This is a genomic window from Alkalihalobacterium chitinilyticum (assembly GCF_029028005.1).
GTDB lineage: Bacteria > Bacillota > Bacilli > Bacillales > Bacillaceae_F > Alkalihalobacterium > Alkalihalobacterium chitinilyticum.
In genome coordinates, this window is the sequence record NZ_JAOTPO010000003.1 from 183,512 (window position 1) to 206,056 (window position 22,545).

Annotated in this window: 20 protein-coding genes; all 20 read right to left on the reverse strand. The window is 37.4% G+C overall.

Annotation, left to right across the window (positions count from 1 at the left end; genetic code table 11):
• Nucleotides 1-57 precede the first annotated feature (57 nt).
• Nucleotides 58-951, reverse strand: a complete 894-nt coding sequence (locus tag N7Z68_RS05840) for a helix-turn-helix domain-containing protein (RefSeq protein ID WP_373323112.1) — start codon at nucleotides 949-951, stop codon at nucleotides 58-60.
• A gap of 8 nt (nucleotides 952-959) precedes the next feature.
• Nucleotides 960-1,727, reverse strand: coding sequence for a YmfK family protein (locus N7Z68_RS05845; protein ID WP_275117530.1), 768 nt, complete (start codon nucleotides 1,725-1,727; stop codon nucleotides 960-962).
• Nucleotides 1,728-2,050: 323 nt separating this feature from the next.
• Nucleotides 2,051-2,302 (reverse strand): DUF3243 domain-containing protein, encoded by a 252-nt coding sequence (locus tag N7Z68_RS05850; RefSeq protein WP_275117531.1) that lies wholly within the window; start codon nucleotides 2,300-2,302, stop codon nucleotides 2,051-2,053.
• A gap of 87 nt (nucleotides 2,303-2,389) precedes the next feature.
• Complete coding sequence (gene ymfI, locus N7Z68_RS05855; protein ID WP_275117532.1) at nucleotides 2,390-3,115, reverse strand: elongation factor P 5-aminopentanone reductase; 726 nt, start codon at nucleotides 3,113-3,115, stop codon at nucleotides 2,390-2,392.
• A complete protein-coding gene (gene yfmH / locus N7Z68_RS05860) occupies nucleotides 3,116-4,417 on the reverse strand; it encodes an EF-P 5-aminopentanol modification-associated protein YfmH (RefSeq protein ID WP_275117533.1) in 1,302 nt (433 codons plus the stop codon).
• On the reverse strand, nucleotides 4,414-5,703 hold the full coding sequence (yfmF, locus tag N7Z68_RS05865; protein WP_275117534.1) for an EF-P 5-aminopentanol modification-associated protein YfmF: 1,290 nt from the start codon (nucleotides 5,701-5,703) through the stop codon (nucleotides 4,414-4,416). Before yfmF ends, yfmH begins: the two co-directional genes overlap by 4 nt.
• 47 nt (nucleotides 5,704-5,750) lie before the next feature.
• Complete coding sequence (locus N7Z68_RS05870; RefSeq protein ID WP_275117535.1) at nucleotides 5,751-6,476, reverse strand: GntR family transcriptional regulator; 726 nt, start codon at nucleotides 6,474-6,476, stop codon at nucleotides 5,751-5,753.
• Between the two features lie 25 nt (nucleotides 6,477-6,501).
• Nucleotides 6,502-8,832, reverse strand: a complete 2,331-nt coding sequence (locus N7Z68_RS05875; RefSeq protein ID WP_275117536.1) for a DNA translocase FtsK — start codon at nucleotides 8,830-8,832, stop codon at nucleotides 6,502-6,504.
• A gap of 226 nt (nucleotides 8,833-9,058) precedes the next feature.
• Nucleotides 9,059-9,280, reverse strand: a complete 222-nt coding sequence (locus tag N7Z68_RS05880; protein ID WP_275117537.1) for a YlzJ-like family protein — start codon at nucleotides 9,278-9,280, stop codon at nucleotides 9,059-9,061.
• The gene (locus tag N7Z68_RS05885) at nucleotides 9,277-10,026 is read right to left on the reverse strand and encodes a ClpP family protease (protein ID WP_275117538.1); all 750 of its coding nucleotides are present in this window, start codon (nucleotides 10,024-10,026) and stop codon (nucleotides 9,277-9,279) included. Before N7Z68_RS05885 ends, N7Z68_RS05880 begins: the two co-directional genes overlap by 4 nt.
• Before the next feature lie 347 nt (nucleotides 10,027-10,373).
• Nucleotides 10,374-12,041, reverse strand: a complete 1,668-nt coding sequence (locus tag N7Z68_RS05890) for a ribonuclease J (protein ID WP_275117539.1) — start codon at nucleotides 12,039-12,041, stop codon at nucleotides 10,374-10,376.
• A gap of 439 nt (nucleotides 12,042-12,480) precedes the next feature.
• Entirely contained in the window at nucleotides 12,481-13,356 is an 876-nt protein-coding gene (gene dapA / locus N7Z68_RS05895; protein WP_275117540.1) for a 4-hydroxy-tetrahydrodipicolinate synthase, read from the reverse strand.
• Nucleotides 13,357-13,383: 27 nt separating this feature from the next.
• Nucleotides 13,384-14,628 (reverse strand): aspartate kinase, encoded by a 1,245-nt coding sequence (dapG, locus tag N7Z68_RS05900; RefSeq protein ID WP_275117541.1) that lies wholly within the window; start codon nucleotides 14,626-14,628, stop codon nucleotides 13,384-13,386.
• 13 nt (nucleotides 14,629-14,641) lie between these two features.
• Nucleotides 14,642-15,691, reverse strand: coding sequence for an aspartate-semialdehyde dehydrogenase (gene asd / locus N7Z68_RS05905; RefSeq protein ID WP_275117542.1), 1,050 nt, complete (start codon nucleotides 15,689-15,691; stop codon nucleotides 14,642-14,644).
• A gap of 181 nt (nucleotides 15,692-15,872) precedes the next feature.
• Nucleotides 15,873-16,466 carry a dipicolinate synthase subunit B gene (locus N7Z68_RS05910; RefSeq protein WP_275117543.1) on the reverse strand — a complete coding sequence of 198 codons (594 nt, stop codon included), beginning with the start codon at nucleotides 16,464-16,466 and terminating at the stop codon, nucleotides 15,873-15,875.
• Nucleotides 16,467-16,482: 16 nt separating this feature from the next.
• On the reverse strand, nucleotides 16,483-17,367 hold the full coding sequence (dpaA, locus tag N7Z68_RS05915; protein ID WP_275117544.1) for a dipicolinic acid synthetase subunit A: 885 nt from the start codon (nucleotides 17,365-17,367) through the stop codon (nucleotides 16,483-16,485).
• Between the two features lie 315 nt (nucleotides 17,368-17,682).
• Entirely contained in the window at nucleotides 17,683-17,925 is a 243-nt protein-coding gene (locus N7Z68_RS05920) for a YlmC/YmxH family sporulation protein (protein ID WP_275117545.1), read from the reverse strand.
• A 146-nt stretch (nucleotides 17,926-18,071) separates the two neighbouring features.
• Nucleotides 18,072-19,310 carry a M16 family metallopeptidase gene (locus N7Z68_RS05925; protein ID WP_275117546.1) on the reverse strand — a complete coding sequence of 413 codons (1,239 nt, stop codon included), beginning with the start codon at nucleotides 19,308-19,310 and terminating at the stop codon, nucleotides 18,072-18,074.
• A 16-nt stretch (nucleotides 19,311-19,326) separates the two neighbouring features.
• Nucleotides 19,327-20,304 carry a polysaccharide deacetylase family protein gene (locus tag N7Z68_RS05930; RefSeq protein ID WP_275117547.1) on the reverse strand — a complete coding sequence of 326 codons (978 nt, stop codon included), beginning with the start codon at nucleotides 20,302-20,304 and terminating at the stop codon, nucleotides 19,327-19,329.
• 127 nt (nucleotides 20,305-20,431) lie between these two features.
• Nucleotides 20,432-22,531, reverse strand: coding sequence for a polyribonucleotide nucleotidyltransferase (pnp, locus tag N7Z68_RS05935; RefSeq protein ID WP_275117548.1), 2,100 nt, complete (start codon nucleotides 22,529-22,531; stop codon nucleotides 20,432-20,434).
• Nucleotides 22,532-22,545: the final 14 nt, after the last annotated feature.

A 22,545-nucleotide genomic window follows, 5' to 3' on the forward strand; every position in this document is an offset into this window, starting at 1 on the left:
ATTCTTCAGAAATAACCAGAAGAAAGCGAAGAGTAAGAACCACTCTTCGCTAAACTACTATTCATTTGCCGGCGCAAAAGTAATCGTTACCTTTTGGTGAACAGCTTCTAGTGGAAGTTCAAAAGGCTCTTCGTTTATGATTAATTGAACATTATTAGATGCACCAAGATTAAATGTAATTTCCTCTTCAGCACTAAAATCATAATCTAACTCATCGCCATCTTTAACTTCACCAGTAAAGAAGGAATTTCCTTTCGCATTTGCAATCCCAACATAGCTTCGACCCGCAGCCACAAGCCTTGCTTCAAATGTATCAGTTCCATCTAACGTATAGTAGCTATGATTTCCTGAAACATCAGTTTGTGAAAGGACTTGTGTTTGTTCCTCAACCTCTTCTTCTTCAGGAGCAGGGCTTTCTTCTTCCACTGCTGCTACCTCTTCCTCTTCTTCATCGGGAACAGTTGGTATCTCTTCACTAATCTCGCCTTCGAATCTGTCATCTTGTTCCTCTGGAACAACTCCCTCAGCACTATCTTGTGAATTATACTGTGCAAACACCCATATGCCTGCAAACACAACAATAATAAGGAGTCCAGCAACTAACGCCGGAAAAATGGAATACCCTTTTGATTTCTTCTTAGGCGCAGTTGGTGTTTTTTGGGCTCGTGTGGTACGCCTTGAAGGTAATTCGGATCCTTCTTTGTGCGGATTAGGAAGTTCATTGCCAAACTCTTGAAAAATTTCTTCTGGGTCTAGACCGACTGCTTCCGCGTAGTTTTTAACAAAGGCACGAGCATAAAATTTACCTGGAAGCGCATCAAAATTACCTTCTTCAATAGCTAGAAGATAGCGTTTTTGAATCTTCGTTGTCTTCTGTAAATCATCTAGGTTAATATCTTTCTGTTCTCTTGCTTCTCTTAATCTTTGGCCTAATTCAGACAATGAAAACACCTACCAACTTAACTAATATCGAAAGATGAAAAACCAGATTCGACCACATCATAAGAAATCTCCTCTGTTTCATCATTTCGCAACTCAATAATTGTATCAAAATCATCTAACGTAAATTCTGTTTCTCTCACAAAAATATCAGGATGCTCAATAACTTTAACGGCTGGCAGCCTCATTACATCATTGACTAATATTCTGTGTTTTTCTGTCGCTCTCATCGTAGAGACAATTCCATCAATAATATAAATGTGATTTTCTCCTAGCTCATCATCTGCTAACTGACTTCTAACGGTTTGTCTAAGTAAAGTCGATGAGATGAATGACCAACGTTTATTAGCACAAACACTTGCAGCCACAACAGACTCGGTCTTCCCGACACGAGGCATTCCACGGATCCCAATTAAGGAATGTTCGTTTTTCTTCATTAACTCAGCCATAAAGTCAACGAGCAAACCCAGTTCATTTCGAACAAAGCGAAATGTCTTTTTATCATCTGCATCACGTTCAATATAACGCCCGTGCCGTATAGCCATTCGGTCTCGTAAATGTGGTTCACGAAGTTTGATCACGGTAATATTGTCAATTGTATTAAGAATGGAATGAAACCTTTCGATTTGATCGTCACACGTACTGCGAATTAGCATCCCCCGACGCTTATCTTCAACCCCATTAATTGTAACAATATTTATAGATAGCATTCCTAGCAATGATGCAATATCACCTAGCAAACCTGGACGATTTTTATGTATTTGATATTCTAAGTACCACTCTTTCATTTCAGTCCCCCCTCCTTCATTTCCATTTTCTTAATAAAAAAATCTATACTATTTAAATTTATGAAAAAGAATCGAGCCATATTTAAGAATAGTTCGACTTAAAATTCTATTCATTGTAAAGAAACATTTACCATTTTAACTTATATATTATCATTTTACGCTATTAGTTGTGGAATAAACAAGTGATTTCTATTGGTCTCATAGTTTTTCACATCGTATCAAAAAATTATTTATATTTTTTCATATTTTTCTAAGACTTTTCGATTCTACAAGTTTTTATTACCTAATGAAAAAGTGCTGCACATTAATGCAGCACTTTTATATTAATGATTGTTTTGAACAAGCTTAACCATCATATTAGCGATAGCGTGTTGTTCTTGCTCATCTGCTACCTTCCATAAATCGGCTAATATACGTTCTTGTTCGTTTTTAGGCTCAACTTGTTGTGCTAAGTATTCCCCAACTTGATAAGCAACATCAGAGATAACAGATTGGTTCATCCCTTCCTGTTGCGCTTGGTTGAGACGATCACCTAAAAAATCTTTCCACTGATCCCAATTATCTAAAACTGACACATGAATCCCTCCTTAATATTAAGTTCAATCATAGTTTTTCATGAACGTAGGGAAATTATGCAAAATTGAATGTGTCAAAAAAAAGAATTAACAATACCAAGCACCATTAACCGATAAAATTTGGCCATTAATATAACTTGCCTCATTGGAACTTAAAAAAGAAACCGCATTGGCGACTTCTCCAGGTGTCCCTAGTCTTCCCATCGGTATATCCTCTTCAAGATGCTCTAATTCCTGATCTGTGAATGATGTTAGCATATTCGTTTTTATCGCTCCTGGCGCCACACCATTTACGCGAATAGCAGTCGGTCCTAATTCTTTTGCTAAAGCTTTTACAAAAGAATTTAACCCGCCTTTTACTGCTGAATAAACGACTTCACACGACGCTCCAGTTAAACCCCAGATCGAGGAAATAACAATAACTGACCCATTTTGTTTTCGGATCATTGGTGGTAATAAAGCCTTCGTTAATTGAATGGGCGTAGTTAAATTTAGTTGAATACTTCTTTCAATTTCTTCGTCTTTCATATCCGTCAACAAACCAACATAAGAAGAACCACTGTTATGGATAATCACATCAATCGGTTCCGTAATTTGATCGACTAAATAATTGACTGATCCTTTTTCGGATAAATCCGCATTAACAATTTGAACGTTCACTCCAAAAGTACGGCATATGTCGGCTGTCTTTTGAATACCTTGTTCATTTTTATAATAATGCAAGTAAAGAGAAAAACCACGAGCAGCCATTTTTTCTGCAATGGCTGCTCCAATGTCTCCACTTGCTCCTGTAATTAAGCAAGTTTGTTTCAATTAACTTTCCTCCGTATACCCTTCAGGTTTCACCTGACAAACTGTAAATCGATCCATGTTAAAATGTTCTTTCATGATGGCTGTTAATGTTTCCGCATCAATTTTTTCTAACGTGGACACAACGTCAAACAAATTCATATCATTAAATTGATAACGGGTAAATTGATTAGCAATATATTCAGGTGAATTTAATGATCTTAAGAATGATCCGATTTTTTTCTTCTTTGCTCGTTCAACCTCTGACTGATTTAATGAGCTAGAAATAAATCCTTCAACCATCTCTTTAACCTTATCTGCTAATCGGTCTGGATACTTTGTATCTCCTCCGAGAATTGTAAATCCAAATCCATATTCCGCTGAATAATCAAATGAGAAGGTATCATCGATTAATCCTGCATCATAAAGCTCTTGATAATTGGATGAGCTTTGACCAAACATTAAATCAAGTAATATATTCATGCCAAGCTCATGTTCAAGTAAATCCGTTCCTTGTTTCGTCGGATTTCCTTCCTTAAAACCAACAAGACATTTTGGTGTTTGAACACTCATTGTAATGACATTTTTCTTTTTAGCAACTTCCGCGCCTTCTGCCGGGAAGAACCGCTGAATTTGTTCAGGTTCTTTAAACGTCTTTTTCTGTTGATTTTCTTTTATTTGCTGTAGGATTTCACCCGGTTCGACAGGCCCTACCACAAACATTAACATATTACTTGGGTGATAGAATGTCTCATAACATTGGTATAATAAGTCCTTCGTTATTTTAGAAATCGAAGGAATCGTTCCTGCTATATCGATTTTTACAGGGTGGTGCTCATACATATTTTCAATGACACCAAAATATACACGCCAATCAGGGTTATCATCGTACATATTAATTTCTTGACCGATAATTCCTTTTTCCTTCTCAACACTTTCTTCTGTAAAATAAGGGTGTTGAACGAAATTAAGTAATGTTTCAAGATTTTGATTTACATTAGCAGTACTTGAAAACAAATAAGCAGTACGAGTAAAGCTTGTAAATGCATTTGCTTGTGCACCTTGTTTACTGAAATCTTGAAATACATCTCCATGCTCATCTTCAAACATTTTGTGCTCTAAGAAATGAGCAATTCCGTCTGGAACGACAATCGCTTCTTTCGCTCCAAGTGGAATAAAATGATTGTCAATCGAACCGTATTTTGTTGTAAACGTAGCATATGTTTTGTTAAATCCTTTTTTCGGAAGGACATATACATCAAGACCATTTTCCAATTTTTCATAGTATAGCGTTTCTTTTAATTGATCGAATTGGATTTCTTTCATGCTGTCGTCCCCTCCTTTCCTTTAAGGAAATAGATGGTATCTAACTTGATTTGATTCGCAATAGCTACAACATCTTCTTTCGTAACACTATTAACACCTGAAATCCAGTCTTCAAGTGATCGGTCTTGCTTAGCTATTACATTATGATATAAAAGTTCAGTGTACCCTCTTGCCGTATCCGCCGTTTCTAACAACTGGTTATTAATCATAGCTTTTGTTTGATCTAACTCAGCTTCAGTAAATTCACCTTTTCTCATATTCTCCATTTGTTCATTTATTATGGAAACTGCTTTATCGTAGTTTTCAAACTCAATACCAGACATGACCATAATAATTCCTTTATGACTTTCATAACGGGATGCTGCGTAGTATGCTAAGCTCGCTTTTTCACGAACATTTATAAATAATTTAGAGTGAGAAAAACCTCCAAATAAGCCATTGAATACTTGAAGTGCGTAATAACCGTCATCTTTATAAGTCGTGTAGGTGCGATACCCCATATGAAGTTTTCCTTGTTTGACATCTTGCTCATCAAATACAGTGTTCACTTCTGTTACTTCTTTTTTGGTTGTTTCTACCTCAATTCCCGTATTCGTACGGCCTTCAGGCAAAGTGAAATACTTTTGGACTTTGTCCTTTACTTCATCTGAATTAATATCACCGATAATATACAGGTCCATTTTATCTTCTTTTAATATCTGTTGGTAGTATGCAAAAAGATCTTTTTCATTAATTTCATCAATTTGTTTTGCATCACCGTGTACTGATAATGCAAATGGTTCCCCTTTACACATTTCCTCAGTTATACGCATATTTGCATAGCGCATCTTGTCATCATAAACAGACTTTATACGTTGTCTAAGCGAGCGCTTTTCACTTTCGACAATCGAAGATTTAAACTGACCATTTTCTTGGATCGGTTGTAATAACACTTCTGCCAGTAGTTGAACTGCATTTTCCAACAACGGTGTAGTGTCTTTTAAAAATTTTTCATTCGCAATATCCATTCGAATTCCGATAACGTGTTCTTCACCTTTTTTCTGGACATCTACAGAAAGACTAGCACCATAAAGTTCATCTAAGCGGTTTCTTAGCTCTTTTCTTGTTGGTGATTTTGCAGTTCCACTTTGAAGGATATGCGGTATTAATGCTCTTTTTGTAACTGTTTCTGCTTGTAACGGAGCCTTTAGCAATATTACGAGAGTAGTCGTTTTATACTTTGGTGTATTTACCATATGTAAATGCATACCATTCAATTCACTATGAATTTCCTGCAGTTGGTTCATCCTAATCACTCCCTGCTTTAAGAATATACTTCCTACTTAGCCATAGGTTATGCTTTTATTCGCTTTCTTACTACTTTAAACTTGAATTTATCGGCTCTAAAATAATTTAGCGAAAATAGGATTGGTTGATCTGACTCATCATAATGCATTTGTTTCAACAACAACAAAGAGGTCTCGGGCTCACAGTTTAAAATCGGTGAGATCGTTTCGTGGTATCCAACAGGTGCTATCGTTGTAACTGCATATGAAATGCTATGACCGATCGATTCTAAAAAAGTAAAAATGGAACTAATTTCATGGATTGAATGCTTGCCTAGTATCTCTTCAGGAATGCGGTCTAAACAATACACCACGGGCTCATCATCTGCTGTTCGAACCCTTTCAATGACAACACAGTTTTCCATCTGATCTTCATTAAAACTTGCTCGATCATCTTCTGTAGCTTCTTCAACATAAGAAGATAAAAAGATCGTACCAGGCTCTTTTTTAGCATTAGCAATCATATCTGTTACACTATACAGCTCCTCAATCCCTGAAGAAAACAACGGCTTGGAATGAACAAAAGTACCAACGCCATGCCTTCTTAACACGACACCCTCATCTTCAAGTATTCGCAGCGCTTCTCTTAAAGTTGCTCTACTTATACCTAACTGCTTGGATAACTCAAATTCAGAAGGTAATTTCTCACCTTCTTTAAAAACTTGTTGATCTATATCGTCTTTAATTTTGTCAATGACTTGTAAATACAATGGACGACTATCAGCTTTAATCATTCTCCCCACTCCTTAACCCCAACAATTATTGTGCTGATGCTTCTTCTGTAGATTTTGTAATTAATACTTCTCTTGGTTTACTTCCTTCATATGGTCCTACAATACCTCTAGCTTCCATCTCATCAATAAGTCTGGCTGCTCTTGTATAACCGATCCTGAATCTACGTTGCAGCATAGATACAGACGCTGTGTTCATTTCTAAGACTAAATCAACTGCGGGTTGGTATAATTCATCATCCACTTCTGCAACGATTTCCGGCTCTTCTGAAGGTGTCATTTCTTCTTGGTATTGCGCCCGTTGTTGACTAATTACAAAATCAACTACTAATTCAACTTCGTCATCTGATAAGAATGCCCCTTGGACTCGTGTCGGTTTAGTAGCTCCTACTGGAAGGTAGAGCATGTCCCCTCTTCCTAAAAGCTTTTCTGCTCCTCCACTGTCTAGGATCGTTCTCGAGTCTGTTTGAGAGGATACTCCAAATGCTATTCTTGAAGGAATATTTGCTTTAATTACTCCAGTAATAACATCAACGGAAGGTCGTTGTGTCGCTATAATCATATGAATACCGGCAGCACGCGCCATCTGGGCCAGCCGTGTAATCGAATCTTCAACATCTCCAGACGCCACCATCATTAAGTCTGCTAATTCATCAACGATAACCACAATGTATGGTAATAATGGCTGTTTTGCGTCTTCCCTTTCATTTTGTTTCTTGATTAAATCATTATATCCTTCGATATTTCTCGTTCCAGAATGCGAGAATAAGTCATACCGTCGCTCCATCTCACTAACGACTTTCTTTAAAGCTTGTGAAGCTTTTTTCGGTTCAGTTACAACCGGTGTCAATAAGTGCGGGATACCATTATACACGTTTAACTCAACCATCTTAGGGTCAATCATCATAAGTTTAACTTCGTGGGGCTTTGCTTTCATTAGTAAACTTGTAATAATTCCGTTGATACACACACTTTTTCCACTACCTGTTGCACCTGCGACTAGTAAGTGGGGCATTTTATTTAACGGTGCTAATACCGGTTCACCTGAGATATCCCTGCCTAAAGCAACCGAAAGCGGATGTGCTTCTTGTCTGTTTTTAGGTGAGTCGAGTACTTCTCTTAACGTAACGAGAGCAACTTCTTTGTTCGGAACTTCTATTCCTATTGCCGACTTTCCTGGGATTGGTGCTTCCATTCGAATATCTTTTGCTGCTAAAGCTAGAGCTAAATCATCAGCTAAATTGACTATTTTACTTACTTTCACACCTACACTTGGATGAACCTCATATTTTGTAACAGCTGGTCCAAGGTGAACTTCTGTTACTTTCGCTTTGACACCAAAACTGTCAAGTGTTTGCTCTAATTTCTTAGCATTTGCTGATATGTGGCGTTTTTCCATATGTTGTCCATTATTATTGGGTAAATGCAGCAATTCTAAACTAGGTAATAAATAATCCTCATTCGCTATTTCTGACATAATTAATGGTTGTGGTGACATTTGTTCCTGTTGATCATTATTTTCCTTATCCTTTAGACTTTCCTTCCCTTCAGTTCTTTCATCTGATAGTGGTAAAGTAAGATCCGGTGGTTCTTCTTCATAGGCTTGACTCGTGAAATCATGTATAACTGGTTCAGTAGGTGTAGCAATTGGTTCGGGTGGTTCCTCTGCTGCAACCTCTTTCTTTTGTTTTTGTTTTTCTTTTCGTTCTGATAATTTGGCTGATAATTCATCTATCCAACTACGAACCAACTTTTCAAAGAAACTAAATGTCACTACAAAGATCTGTTTTGCTTTACTAAGAACACGGTTAATGACATCTGATAAAGATTGATTTGTAATTAATAAAATAGAAACGATCATTCCAAAAAATGAGATTAAATAAGTTCCCGGTGCATCAAATAGAAAATGAGTTGCAGCGTATCCTAGTGCACCAATCATACCACCGCCAAGATCATTGACAGGGGCAGTTTGATGTACTTGCATCCAGAATAATTCCCACGTATTTCTTAATACAGAAGGGTCTTCAAAACCTTCCTTTGTTGCTAATACCTCAAATAAACGGACGTGACTCAATAAAATAAATGAAAACAACAGCAAGTAAATTCCTGCAAGGCGACGCGTCCAAAAGGAAGGTATACTTCGTTTAACAATGATATACAGTGACGTTAGAAATAAAGCTATCGTTAGTATTACATGCCATTCTCCAATAAAAAATCGAAATAAATAAACAACAACTTCACCTACACTGCCTAATTTTGCGAATGTAATTATAGATAAAATAAATAAGGATAATCCTATCAGCTCAAACGTCAGTTGTGATTTCCATTCAGTTTTTTTCTTTTTTCTTTTCTTTGACATTATTTCACCCTCAATTGCGACTTAATATACGAAATTACTATGGTGCTTGTCTCATAAAGTAAAAACCTTTATGTTAGGGCCATTTAACTTTCGTTCAACAATCATAAAAGTTAAGCGTAGCAAATCTTCCATTTATTTACTTCAAATAAGAAAAGCAGCCAAAACTGGCTGCTTCAACCAAGTTTTGTATTATGATTATAACATAATCCAAAACTTGTCTTCATTATTAAAGTTGGGGTTTACCCATAATTATTCGGCCGGGGGAATAGTTATCATTTAAATATTGACTCGGGTCACTACTTATGAGACGGATCACTTTATATTGCGACTCCCCAATATCTTCAACGACTAATAACCCACCTTCAACTGGAATAGTCTGTTGTTTTGAGAAACTCGTTTCATCTTGTGGAAAAATCATTTCTTCAGGTAACATCGTGTATAGGATCATTGTACAATATCACCGCCGCCTGCATGCTCTGCTCTACGTTCCTCGATTAAAGCATTAAGCTTCATTAATGCATGGCTTAATCCGCCCACCTCGTTAATAATTCCATACTCTACAGCATCTGTTCCAATTACATTTGTTCCGATGTCACGTGTTAAATTGCCTTTTGAAAACATTAACTCTTTAAATTTCTCTTCATCAATAGAAGAATGTTTCGTAACAAATCGAATGACTCTTTCTTGCATTTTATCTAAATATTCAAATGTTTGCGGCACACCTATAACTAGACCAGTTAAGCGCACAGGGTGTATGGTCATAGTTGCTGTTTCAGCAATAAAACTGTAATTTGAAGCCGTTGCAATTGGTACACCAATAGAATGGCCGCCTCCCAATACGAGTGTTACAGTAGGTTTGGACATAGATGCAATCATCTCAGAAATTGCCAACCCTGCTTCAACATCTCCACCAACTGTATTTAAAATAACTAACATTCCCTCTATCTTTGAATTTTGTTCAGTAGCTACAAGCTGTGGAATGATATGCTCATACTTCGTTGTTTTATTTTGAGGTGGTAACTGCATGTGACCTTCAATTTGGCCAACAATCGTCATACAATGTATGTTTGAAGCGTCCATATCAGGAACATTCGTTTGACCTAATTCCTGAATTTTATTTACAATGCTCGATTTAGGATCTAGTGCAGGCTTTTCATCACCTTGAGGTTGTTGTGGTTGATTAGATTCAGTCATTATAGGATCCTCCTTTATATGTATCTAATGTTAGTATGTCGTGATAACGATGAATAATTCCAATTACAACATGATAATGACATAAATGAAACTTTTTCAGTGGGGTTTCCTTCATCCCTACTGAAAATTAGTTAAACCAAACGGGTTGGTACTGAGGTTCACACAGGCGGTGCCGTGATCTGTGTTCAAACATAAACTTTTTTAATAGGAGTATTAGCTTCAGCTTAACGGGATAAAAATAAGCACTACAATTTATCTTCACTAATAGACAAAATATTATTCCCTAATTAATTAGTATTGTAATTTTCTCCATCAAAAAAAGAAGCGGAAAATCCGCTTCTTTTGTATTACACTTCCATAATAATTGGTAAAATCATTGGTCTGCGTTTCGTCTTCTCGAATAAATAACGGCTTAAGACTTCTCTAATGTTACTTTTTAATGAAGACCATTCATTGACATTTTCCGTTACACATTTTACTAAGGTTTGCTTGACCATTCCGGTTGCTTCATCAAGAAGCTTTTCGGACTCTCTTACATAGACAAAACCTCTTGAAATAATATCAGGGCCTGAGATAATTTCACCGTTTGTTTTATTTAAGGTAACAACGACAACTAAAATACCATCTTTTGATAAGAGACGACGATCACGTAATACGATGTTTCCTACGTCTCCGATACCAAGTCCATCAATTAGTACATTTCCGGATGGAACTTTTCCAGCTTTTCTGCCTGCACCATCTAGAAATTCAACAACTTCCCCTTTTTCAACCAGGAAAATTTTCGAAGGATTTACGCCTACCTCCACCGCAAGATCACGATGAGCGATTTGCATTCGATATTCACCATGAATTGGAAGAAAATATTTCGGTTTCATGAGATTTAACATTAATTTTAACTCTTCTGCACTACCGTGACCAGATGCATGGACTTTCGTATGTCCGTATACAACATCTGCGCCAATTCGGTAAAGTTGATCTATGATTTTAGAAACCGATTTCTCGTTCCCTGGAATTGGAGAAGCCGCAATAATGACAGTATCTTCACTTGAAAGCGTAATTTGCCGGTGTGCACCTCTAGCCATTCTTGTAAGAGCACTCATTGGTTCACCTTGGCTCCCTGTTGTAATAATAGCTACCTGATGTGGACGATAGTTCTTCACCTGATCAACATCTATAAATAATTCATCTGGAGCATTTAAATAACCTAGATCATTGGCAATCGAGATCACTTTTTCCATACTTCGACCAACGATGGCAACTTTACGCTTTGCCTTTGCCGCAGCACTGATAACTTGTTGAATTCGATGAACATTAGAAGCAAACGTAGTAACTATTATTCTGTTCATTGTATTTTGAAAAACGTCTGCTATACCTTGTCCTACAACAGTTTCAGAAAGAGTGTGTCCAGGTCGTTCTGCGTTTGTGCTGTCAGAGAGTAAGCAAAGTACTCCTTCCTCACCTATTGCAGCCATTTTCCCAATTTCTGCGTGCTTCCCATCTACAGGAGTCTGATCGAACTTGAAATCCCCTGTATGTACAATTGAACCATAATTCGTTTTAATGACTACCCCTACTGAATCTGGGATACTGTGATTAGTTCTAAAAAATGAAACTGGTGTTGAGCCGACCGTTATTTCTGAATTATTATCAATTAACTTTAATGTTGTTGATTTATATATTCCAGCTTCACGAAGTTTCGCCTCTACTAATCCAAGTGTTAATCTTGTTCCATAAACGGGTACTTTTAATTTTTGTAATATATATGGCAAACCACCAATATGGTCTTCATGACCATGAGTTAGAATAATGGCACGGACACGGTCAGCGTTTTCAACTAGGTAAGATATGTCTGGTATAACAATGTCTACACCCAGCATATCATCATCTGGGAACATTAAACCAGAGTCGATGACGATAATATCTTCCTCGACCTCTACCACATACATATTTTTGCCTATCTCGCCGACTCCCCCTAAGGCAAAAACCCGAATCTTTTCTGTATTTACTTTTGACAATTCATGTTCCTCCTAAATGCACAATTAAATAAATGCTTATTTCATAAAAGTATTTTGACTAACTTTACAAATATTGTGAAAAATCATTAGTATTCTACCGTACTGCAATGATAACTCGTCGTAGTCGAGGCAGAAGACTCCGTAAAAAACATTAGGTAATACACACCTAGATCACTAAAAGTTAATCTGTGCGTTCATTTCAGATAATATCGTTGAAATTAAAGTTAGCCTGAAAAAATTGACCTCTACTGTTACTAATCGTTACAAGTTCTTTCTAGTGTCCTATAAATTATTGGCGTGCCATCTGCCATAAGCGTTATTCCTTTTGCCATTAAAATTTACCCGAACTAATCACTTGTTTGTAGTATAACTTAAATATGAATTAGAAAACAAGATGTATCTAGAAAAATTGGAACAATAAAACAGCTGAACCGTTGGTTCAGCTGCTTATAATTTGATATAGAGTGTTTTTCTCATCATTTGTTAAAGGAACTAGCGGCAGTCTAACACTACCCACATCAATTCCTTTTAATTGGAGTGCCATCTTAACACTAGTCGGATTTGGAGTGAAAAACAATGCTTTCATAATTGGAAGGTATTTGCGATGTAGTTTAGCGGCCTCATTAACACTCCCTGCTTGAAACAATTGAACAATTTCTTGCATTTCATTCCCAATGATATGTGAAGCTACAGAAACAACACCGTTACCGCCGATTGCCATAGACGGTAATGTTAAACTGTCATCACCACTATACAACGAAAAATCAGCATCTGTTTTTTCAATAATTGCGGCCATTTGTTCTAAATCACCGCTAGCTTCCTTAACCGAAACAATATTTTTTACTTTGGATAACTCAATAATTGTATCGGCAGTCATGTTGACTACTGATCGACCTGGAATATTGTAAAGCATGACTGGTAAAGTTGTCGAATTGGCAATCGCCTTAAAATGTTCAATCATGCCTTGTTGTGACGGTTTATTATAATAAGGAGCCACTGCCATTACCCCATTAATTCCAAGCAATTGAGCTTCCTTTGTTAATTCAATTGAAGCTTGCGTATTATTGGATCCTGTACCAGCTATAACTGGGATTCTCCCATTAACAGTTTTTGCGACAGTTTCAAAAAGAGCTAACTTTTCATCTTTCGTTATAGTCGGTGATTCACCTGTTGTACCTGCAACAACGAGTCCGTCAGAACCATTGTTAATAAGATATTCAACAAGTGATTCTGTTTTGGGAAGATCTATTGCACCCAACTCATCAAAAGGAGTCACCATCGCTGTTAAAACCCGACCAAAATTCACTTTGTTCATCTCCTTAACTGTAGCTACATTACAGTATCATTCTTCCAATGAACGGCTTGGTTCAAACATACTTTCTTTCTCAAGCTGAAACATGTCATGTAAAGCATTAACTGCTTTAATCATATCTTCACCTTTAACAAGCACCCAAATGGTCGTGTGTGAGTCTGCTGACTGTAAGATTTGTATGTTTTCTTTCGAAAGTGCAGCTACAATTTTTGCTGTTACTCCAGGAACTCCTGTCATTCCTGCCCCGACTGCTGAAATTTTGGCACATTTTCGTGTAACTTGTGGTTCATATCCCATTTGTTCTAATACTTCTATTGCACGATCTGCAACTTCGTCCATTACTGTATAAACAACACCTAATGGATTGATATTAATAAAGTCAACACTAATTTTTTCATTTGCCATTGCCTTAAACACTTTTTCTTGAAGATCATATTGACCTTCTTTAGCCAGCACCTTAATCTGTGTCACTTTAGCTAAGTTGGCAATACCTGTAATTAGTCGATCTTGAACGTCTTGACCTTGTTGGTCTCCTACTGTGGATGTTACGATCGTTCCTTTACTGTCTGAATAAGTCGAACGAATGTGAATGGGTATTTTTGACTGCATCGCAATTTCTACTGCACGAGGGTGAATGACTTTCGCCCCTTGATAAGCCATATTACATATTTCATTATACGTAACAACCGATAAGGGCCTAGCACCTTCAACAATACGAGGATCTGCTGTCATTACACCTTCTACATCTGTAAATATATCAACCCATTCTGCTCCAACGGCTGCTCCAATTGCTGTTGCAGACGTGTCGCTGCCACCACGGCCAAGAGTTGTGATTTCACCCGTTTTCGATTGACCTTGAAAACCTGCTACAACTACTGCATCAACTTTTTCAAGTGTCTTTAATAACTTTTCACATTTCATCTCTAAGATTTTTGCATTTGAGAAATCATCGTTTGTTCTGAAGCCAGCTTGAGCACCGGTCATGGCTGTTGCCTGCACACCATAGCTACTTAGTAAATCTGTAAAAACGACCGAAGAAATAACTTCTCCACAAGAAAGAAGAAGATCTTGTTCTCTCTTCGCCACCGTTTTAGTGTTTATAAGATTTAGTAATGTGTCGGTAGCATATGGATCGCCACTGCGACCCATCGCTGACACAACAACTATAACTTTATAACCATCATTTACCGATCTTTGAACATGACGAGCTGCTAATCGTCGCACCTCGTCATTTTTAACAGACGTTCCACCAAACTTTTGAACAATTACCTTCATAGGACACCTACTCTTATTTCAATAATTGTAATTTAACTAAACTCTCTGCGATTTGAACTGAGTTCCATGCAGCACCCTTAAGAAGGTTATCTGAGACAATCCACATATGGAAGCCGTTATCTCGATCTAAATCTTTTCGAATTCTACCAACAAATACATCATTTTTACCAACACAATCAATTGCCATTGGATATACTTGATTTGCTGGGTCATCTTGTAACGTTACACCTGGTGAAGAAGCTAGCAGTTCCTTAATTTCTTCAACTGTTGCTCCGCCCTTTTCTGTTTCAACATATACCGATTCTGAATGACCTGTTTCAACAGGCAGACGAACGCAAGTAGCAGCTACTTCTAATTCTGGAAGATGCATAATTTTTTTTGTTTCATTAATCATCTTCATTTCTTCAAAAGTGTATCCATTTTCTTGGAATTTATCGATTTGAGGAATCGCATTAAACGCAATTTGGTAATGCTTTTTATCCCCGCCTACCGGAAGAACTTCTGGAGTTACTTCTTTTCCTTCCAATAGGTCCCTTGTTTGTTCTTTCATTTCATTAATAGCATTTAACCCTGCACCAGATACGGCTTGGTACGTTGACACAACCACTTTTTTAATACCATATTTTTCACGTAAAGGTTCAAGAGCTACTACCATTTGAATAGTTGAGCAATTTGGGTTAGCAATAATCCCGTTATGAAGTCGCAAATCTTCCTCATTTACTTCAGGTACAACTAGAGGTACATTTTCATCCATTCGGAACGCACTTGTATTATCAACACAAATCGCTCCACGCTTTGCTGCTTCTGGAGCCAGCGCTTTAGAAACGGAACCACCTGCACTGAACAGTGCCAGCTGTACCCCTTCAAAACTTTCTGGAGTTGCTTCTTCCACTGTAATCTCTTCACCTTTAAAAATGATCTTCTTTCCTGCAGAACGCTTAGAAGAAAGTAGTTTAACCGATTGAATTGGAAAATCTCTTTCCTCTAATGTCTTTAACATTTGTTGTCCTACCGCTCCTGTTGCTCCAACGACCGCTATATGATATCCTTTTTCAACTGCCATAATTGCTATCTCCCTTCAAGATTCGTAGTTTAATAGTGGATGTTTAAACACTCACCAAAATAAGAAGTTCATATTGATGACATCTATTTTAACATACCGTAGCTTAAATGACAGTAAATCACTCAAGCACTCCTATTAAACTTTAAGGGAAATCTAAATTTTTAGCAACAACGTTATAGGACTAGTCTCTGAATTTTTCCACTAAAACTGGTTGATATTGTTTACCAGCAATCGCAGACTCAATAGTTTCAGGTAATGCTTCCATTCTCGCTACTAGAGAGTTAGGTTTTACCTGTGGATTATCTTGACCGAATGGAACAAAATATATATTTTTAGTTGCCATTAAACGCATAATATTGACCCCATTTAACCCGAGTGCATCATTCGTAGATATAGCTAGCACAACTGGCTTTCCATTTCTTAATGTGGCCTTGGCACCCATTAATACAGGTGAATCTGTCATTGCATTAGCAAATTTACTGGTGGAATTTCCCGTCATTGGGGCAATAACCATACAATCTAATGGTGTCTTTGGGCCAAATGGTTCAGCTTTTGGCATTGAATCAACAATATCCTCTTGTGTAATTTCTTTAATTTTTTGGATCCAGTCTTCACTTTTTCCAAACTTTGTGTCTGTTGATGCCACTGTATGAGTGACGAATGGAGTAACCTTAGCCCCCATTTCTACCAATTTTTTCATTAAAGGTAAAACTTCATCGTACGTACAATGAGAACCGGTTAATCCAAAGCCAATGTGCTTTCCTTTTAATGACATGACCATGTCCTCCTTTTTATTTCTTATCTTGATCTTTTAGTAATTCAGCTAACACGTTAGCTAATATTTGACCCGCTGTTTTGGGAGCTACTATTCCTGGCAGACCTGGAGCTAGCAGAGCTTTTATGCCCCGCTTCTCAGCATAACGGAAATCAGTACCACCTGGCTTAGAAGCAAGATCAATAATAAGTGAATTTGTAGGCATTTGTGCAATCACATCTGCCGAAACGATCAAGGTTGGAATCGTATTTATACAAATATCTACATCTGAAACTTGATCAATTAACTTCGATGTGTGAAATGGTTTAAGACCCATTTCAGTTATTCGAGCAATATGACTGGAGTTTCTTGCTCCTACTCTCACATCCGCTCCTAATGCTGCAAATGTTCTTGCTACTGACATACCCACACGACCGAATCCTATGACAACTACCTTTGAACTGTGAATCGTAATATCGGTATGTTGAATAGCCATCATAATAGTACCTTCTACCGTAGGAATTGAATTATATATAGCTATGTCATCTCGTTCTAGTAACTTTACTAGTCTGCGGTTTGCACTCTTAACCGTTTGGTTTAAATAATCATTTGTGATCCCTGTATATACTACGCAATGGTCAGGTGTCTTTTTTAAAATCTCCTGAGTCAACTTGATTCCTTCATTTGAAAAGATAGTTTCCACTTCACCTTGTTGACCAGTTCCACTAACAGGCAATAGGATCGCATCTACTGACTGAAAGTCGACTTCATCAATCTGCTTCTTTGTTGCACCGACAAATCCGTCATCCAGTTGTTCAAAACCAACCATCGAGATTTTTCCATCAAGTGTTGAAAGCTTGCGAATAATTTCTAGTTGCCTTGCATCCCCGCCCATGATGACAATGTGTTTCCCAGTAAGCATTCTATTCCTCCCCTTTCCTATTAAATTAACTACTAAATAAGTAAAGGATATATCCTATACTTATCAATGTGGGGGTTAATTGGTGAATAATTACTTAATTCTAAATCCTATTCGCTAGATGTTAACCTAGTGCTAAGACTGGGGTACATCAGCTAATACTTGTAGCTATCTCTAATTTTTTATGGATAATTTTATATCCATTTGTAATTACCTTAGCTATTTCACAACTAGCATATGTATTACATGCTGAATGGGTGAGTGTTTAGTTCAAAAATAAAAAGACTGACAATAATGTCAGCCTTTCATTCCGGTTTCTTATTGAAATTCTCCCATATCAATAATGATCATATCCGTTCCTATCTTTTTAATTTGGTGCCAATATACTTTAACTTCTTTATCTTTTTTTCCAAATCCAAACCATTTCATGGTTGGAATGATAAAGGCTTGAATTTGGCCGGTACTCTCATCAATTACAAGGTCCGTCTGTCCGAGAATACCTAATCGTTCTCCTTTTTGATAATCAATAATTTCCTTCCCGCTAATTTCACTTAACCTCACGTTTGTCCCCCCTAGTTGTCAAATCTTTTCCCTTTTATATTTCATATGAACAATTGGACAAAAAAATACCAGGTTCAATTCAACCTGGTAATTAAAAAGTGGTTACTTAGCTAAATGCTGCTAAGGAATAACGCATATTATATTTATTACTGCATCCCTTTTGGTAATTCACCCTTTGGACTAATAAGAGAAATAGCAGGTGTACTAGTAAAAATTGTCTTAGCTAGATCATTAACAGCATCAATGGAAACATTGTTAATTTCCTCAATAATCTCATCGAGTGAACGGTGACGTTTTAATAGTAATTCATTTTTGCCGTTTCGGCTCATTCTACTGTTGGTACTCTCTAGACTTAACATTAAGTTTCCTTTGAGTTGCTCTTTACCGTTATTAAGTTCTTTATCTTTAATACCTTCTTTGCTAAGTTGTTTAACAGTTTCCATTACAGCATCGTACAATTCGTCTAACTGGTGAGGGGCAGTGCCTGAGTACAGTGTTAATACCCCATCATCTTGGTAAGCCGTATGATAGGAAAACACAGAGTAAGCTAAGCCACGCTTTTCACGAATTTCTTGAAAGAGACGGCTGCTCATACTTCCACCTAAAATATTATTTAATAGTACTAGGCTGTAGATATCTTCGTGTCCAATTTGTAAGCCTTGGTATCCGATACAAATATGGGCCTGTTCCGTTTCCTTTTTTCTAGCGATATGTTCTGCTAAAAATGTTGGCTTTTCAACATTGCCTGTTCCATCACTTTTCTGAACTGACGAGAATGTTTCCTTGATTTTATCAATTAATTTCTCATCTACATTACCCGCTATGGATACGACTACATTTTCTGCAGTATAATATCTCCTCATATAGTCACGAAGTAAATCGGCATCAAAAGAAGTTAATGTGTCCACAGTGCCAAGAATTGGCAACCCGAGTGGGTGTTCACCGAAGCTAGCCTTCGACAAGAGATCATGAACAATGTCATCAGGCGTATCATCAACCATTTTAATTTCCTCGAAAACTACATTCTTTTCTTTTTCAAGCTCTTCAGGAGCAAAAACAGAGTTGAAGAACATATCAGATAAAACGTCTAAAGCATACTCCGCATGCTCATCTAGAACTTTTGAATAATAGCATGTATATTCTTTAGAAGTAAACGCATTCACTTGACCGCCAATACAATCAAATGACTCCGCTATATCAGCAGCTGAACGCGTCTTTGTTCCTTTAAAGAACATATGCTCTAAGAAATGAGAAACACCATTTTCACGTTTTTCTTCGAATCTTGAACCTGTTCCAATCCAAATTCCAATTGAAACGGAACGAACATGAGGTATTTGTTCAACAAGTATACGTAAGCCGTTTGGCAGTTCAACTTTTTGTATCAATATACATCCCCCTAACTTAGTCTAGGGTTACACCAAAATTTATTCTTGACTCATCCATTAAGTGTGAGACGGTACCAATTTGATACCCTTTGTTTTTTATGCCGACAATCATTTGCTCCAGGCCTGCTGCAGTAGATGAAGTCGGGTGCATCAATACCATAGCTCCTGGATGAACTTTACCCAGAACTCTTTGTGCCATCGATTGGGGATCTGGTCGCTTCCAATCGACTGTATCAACACTCCACATGATTGTTTTCATATTTAAATTTGCAGCAATATCAACAACTTCCTGCCGAAAGCTTCCACTAGGAGGAGCAAACCACTTTGGTGTAACTTCTAATGTTGCATAGATCACTTCGTTTGTTTTATTAAGTTCTTCTTTAATACGTGCAGCTGATAGTTGTTTCATATCTGGATGTGAATAGGCATGATTACCAATCTCATGACCTTCTTCAAGTATCATTTTAGCCAATTTTGGATTATTTTTTACCCAAGAGCCATCTAAAAAGAAAGTCGACTTAACATCATGCTTATTCATAATCTTCAACATATCAGGTAAATATTCATTTCCCCAGGCTACGTTTACAAGAAGACTAACCATTGGCTTTTCTGGGTTCCCTTTATAAATAGGCAGTGGCGGTAAGTCTTCTAAATGAACTTTTGGCTCCAGTTCACGAAACACGAGCTTATGCTTATCAAAGACAGCTTCCTTTTTCATTTTCTGGTAGGAAGCCTCAATATCAACTTCCAAGCCATTGTAACCTGGGACAGCTTTCCAAACTTTATCTGCAACTGCGTCAATAGGCTCCTTTTCATACTTTTTCGCCTCAGTCGCAATTTTTTCATATAGTGGGTCTTGCATCTTAGAAACCATGATTGATTCTTGCTTCAATTGGTCTATGTAATTCACTGAAAATGGGTTTTGAATCGTCCCATATGCAATAAGAATAATAAAGAGAAATATAAATAAATGAACACTAAACTTACTCCTCATCGCTCTACCCCCTTGTACTAAATCGTATGCACATATTGGACAGGGTAGAACAAGTGAGCTTGAAAAGTATTCCGCCATTCTTTAAAGGTGCTTAAAAAGAGACTGGTCACTGTCCAGCCTCTCCTTATTAACTTTCTTGCTTTTGTTCTTTAAGTAATACTTTACGTGATAAGTTTACACGGCCTTGTGGATCAATTTCAGTAACTTTCACTAAAATTTCATCCCCAATCTTCACTACATCTTCAACTTTATTGACACGTTCTTCAGCCAACTGTGAAATGTGGACAAGTCCATCTTTACCTTTGAATAGTTCAACAAATGCACCAAATTTTTCAATGCGTTTAACTTTTCCTAAGTATGTTTGTCCCACTTCAACTTCTCGAACAATGTCTTCAATGATAGACTTAGCTTTTAAGTTCATTTCATGATTAACAGAAGAGATATACACTGTGCCGTCTTGTTCAATGTCGATTTTAACTCCTGTATCTTCAATGATCTTATTAATCATTTTTCCACTTGGACCAATGACATCACGGATTTTATCCGGATTAATCTTCATTGTCAATATCTTAGGCGCATATTCGGATAGTTCAGTACGTGATGCACCGATTGCAGCTAACATACTATCTAAAATAACCATACGACCACGTTTTGCTTGATCAAGTGCTTCCTTTAAGATGTTACGATCAATACCACTGATCTTAATATCCATTTGTAGTGCAGTTACACCATCTTTTGTACCAGCTACTTTAAAGTCCATATCACCTAGGGCATCTTCCATCCCTTGAATGTCTGTTAATACCGTAACATCATCGCCTGATTTAACAAGACCCATAGCAATACCAGCAACAGGTGCCTTAATTGGAACACCAGCGTCCATCATTGCTAATGTACTTGCACAAATCGAAGCTTGTGATGTTGAACCATTGGATTCAAGAACTTCTGAAACTAGACGAATTGTATAAGGGAAGTCGTTTTCATTTGGAATAACCGGCTCTAATGCACGCTCACCAAGTGCACCATGTCCAATTTCACGACGCCCGGGACCTCTAATTGGCCCTGTTTCACCAACACTAAATTGCGGGAAATTATAGTGGTGCATAAAACGTTTTGATTCTTCAATTCCTAATCCATCAAGAATTTGAACATCTCCTAATGCTCCTAATGTACAAATACTAAGCGCTTGAGTTTGTCCACGTGTAAATAAACCTGAACCATGCGTTCTTGGTAATAATTTAACTTGTGAAGAAAGGGCGCGGATCTCATCAATGGACCTTCCATCTGGACGGACTTTTTCTTTTGTTATTAAACGTCGAACTTCTTCTTTTACCATCTTATGTAAAATTTCTTTTACTTCAGATAAACTAACTTCTTCATTTTCTTCGAATTTGGCAACTGTTTCATTCATAACTGCATCAATTGCATCTTGACGTGCGTGTTTTTCAACAACTTGTACAGCTTGTTTTAAGTCCGACTCTGCGATTGCACGAACTTGTTGCTCTAACTCTGGATCAAGTTCTCGTAAAACGACTTCCGACTTCTCTTTTCCAACTTTAGAAACAACCTCTTCTTGAAATGCAATAAGACGTTTAATTTCCTCATGACCAAACATAATAGCTTCTAACATGACTTCCTCGGAAACTTCGTCCGCACCGGCTTCAACCATGTTAATGGCTTCTTTTGTACCCGCTACTACTAAGTTAATATCACTGTTCTCAAGTTGAGTTGGTGTTGGATTAATAACAAACTCGTCGTTAATTCTACCTACTGTAACACCAGCAATCGGACCGTCGAACGGGATATCAGAAATACTTAGTGCTAAACTTGAACCAATCATGGCAGCCATTTCAGAAGAACATTCTTGATCTACACTCATAACAATACTAATGACTTGAACTTCGTTACGGAATCCGTCAGCAAAAAGTGGACGAATCGGTCGGTCTATCAAGCGACTTGCGAGTATTGCTTTTTCACTAGGTCGTCCCTCACGTTTGATAAAGCCACCTGGAATTTTTCCAACTGCATAAAGGCGCTCTTCATAATTTACTGTAAGCGGGAAGAACGGTAAATCTTTCGGTTCTTTTGAAGCTGTAACAGTTGAAAGCACAGCTGTGTCACCATAGCGGACCATGACAGCACCATTTGCTTGCTTCGCTAATTGGCCTGTTTCAACTGTTAACGGGCGACCTGCCCATTCAAAAGAAAAAACTTGGTTTTCTTGTTCCATACAGGTTTGTACTC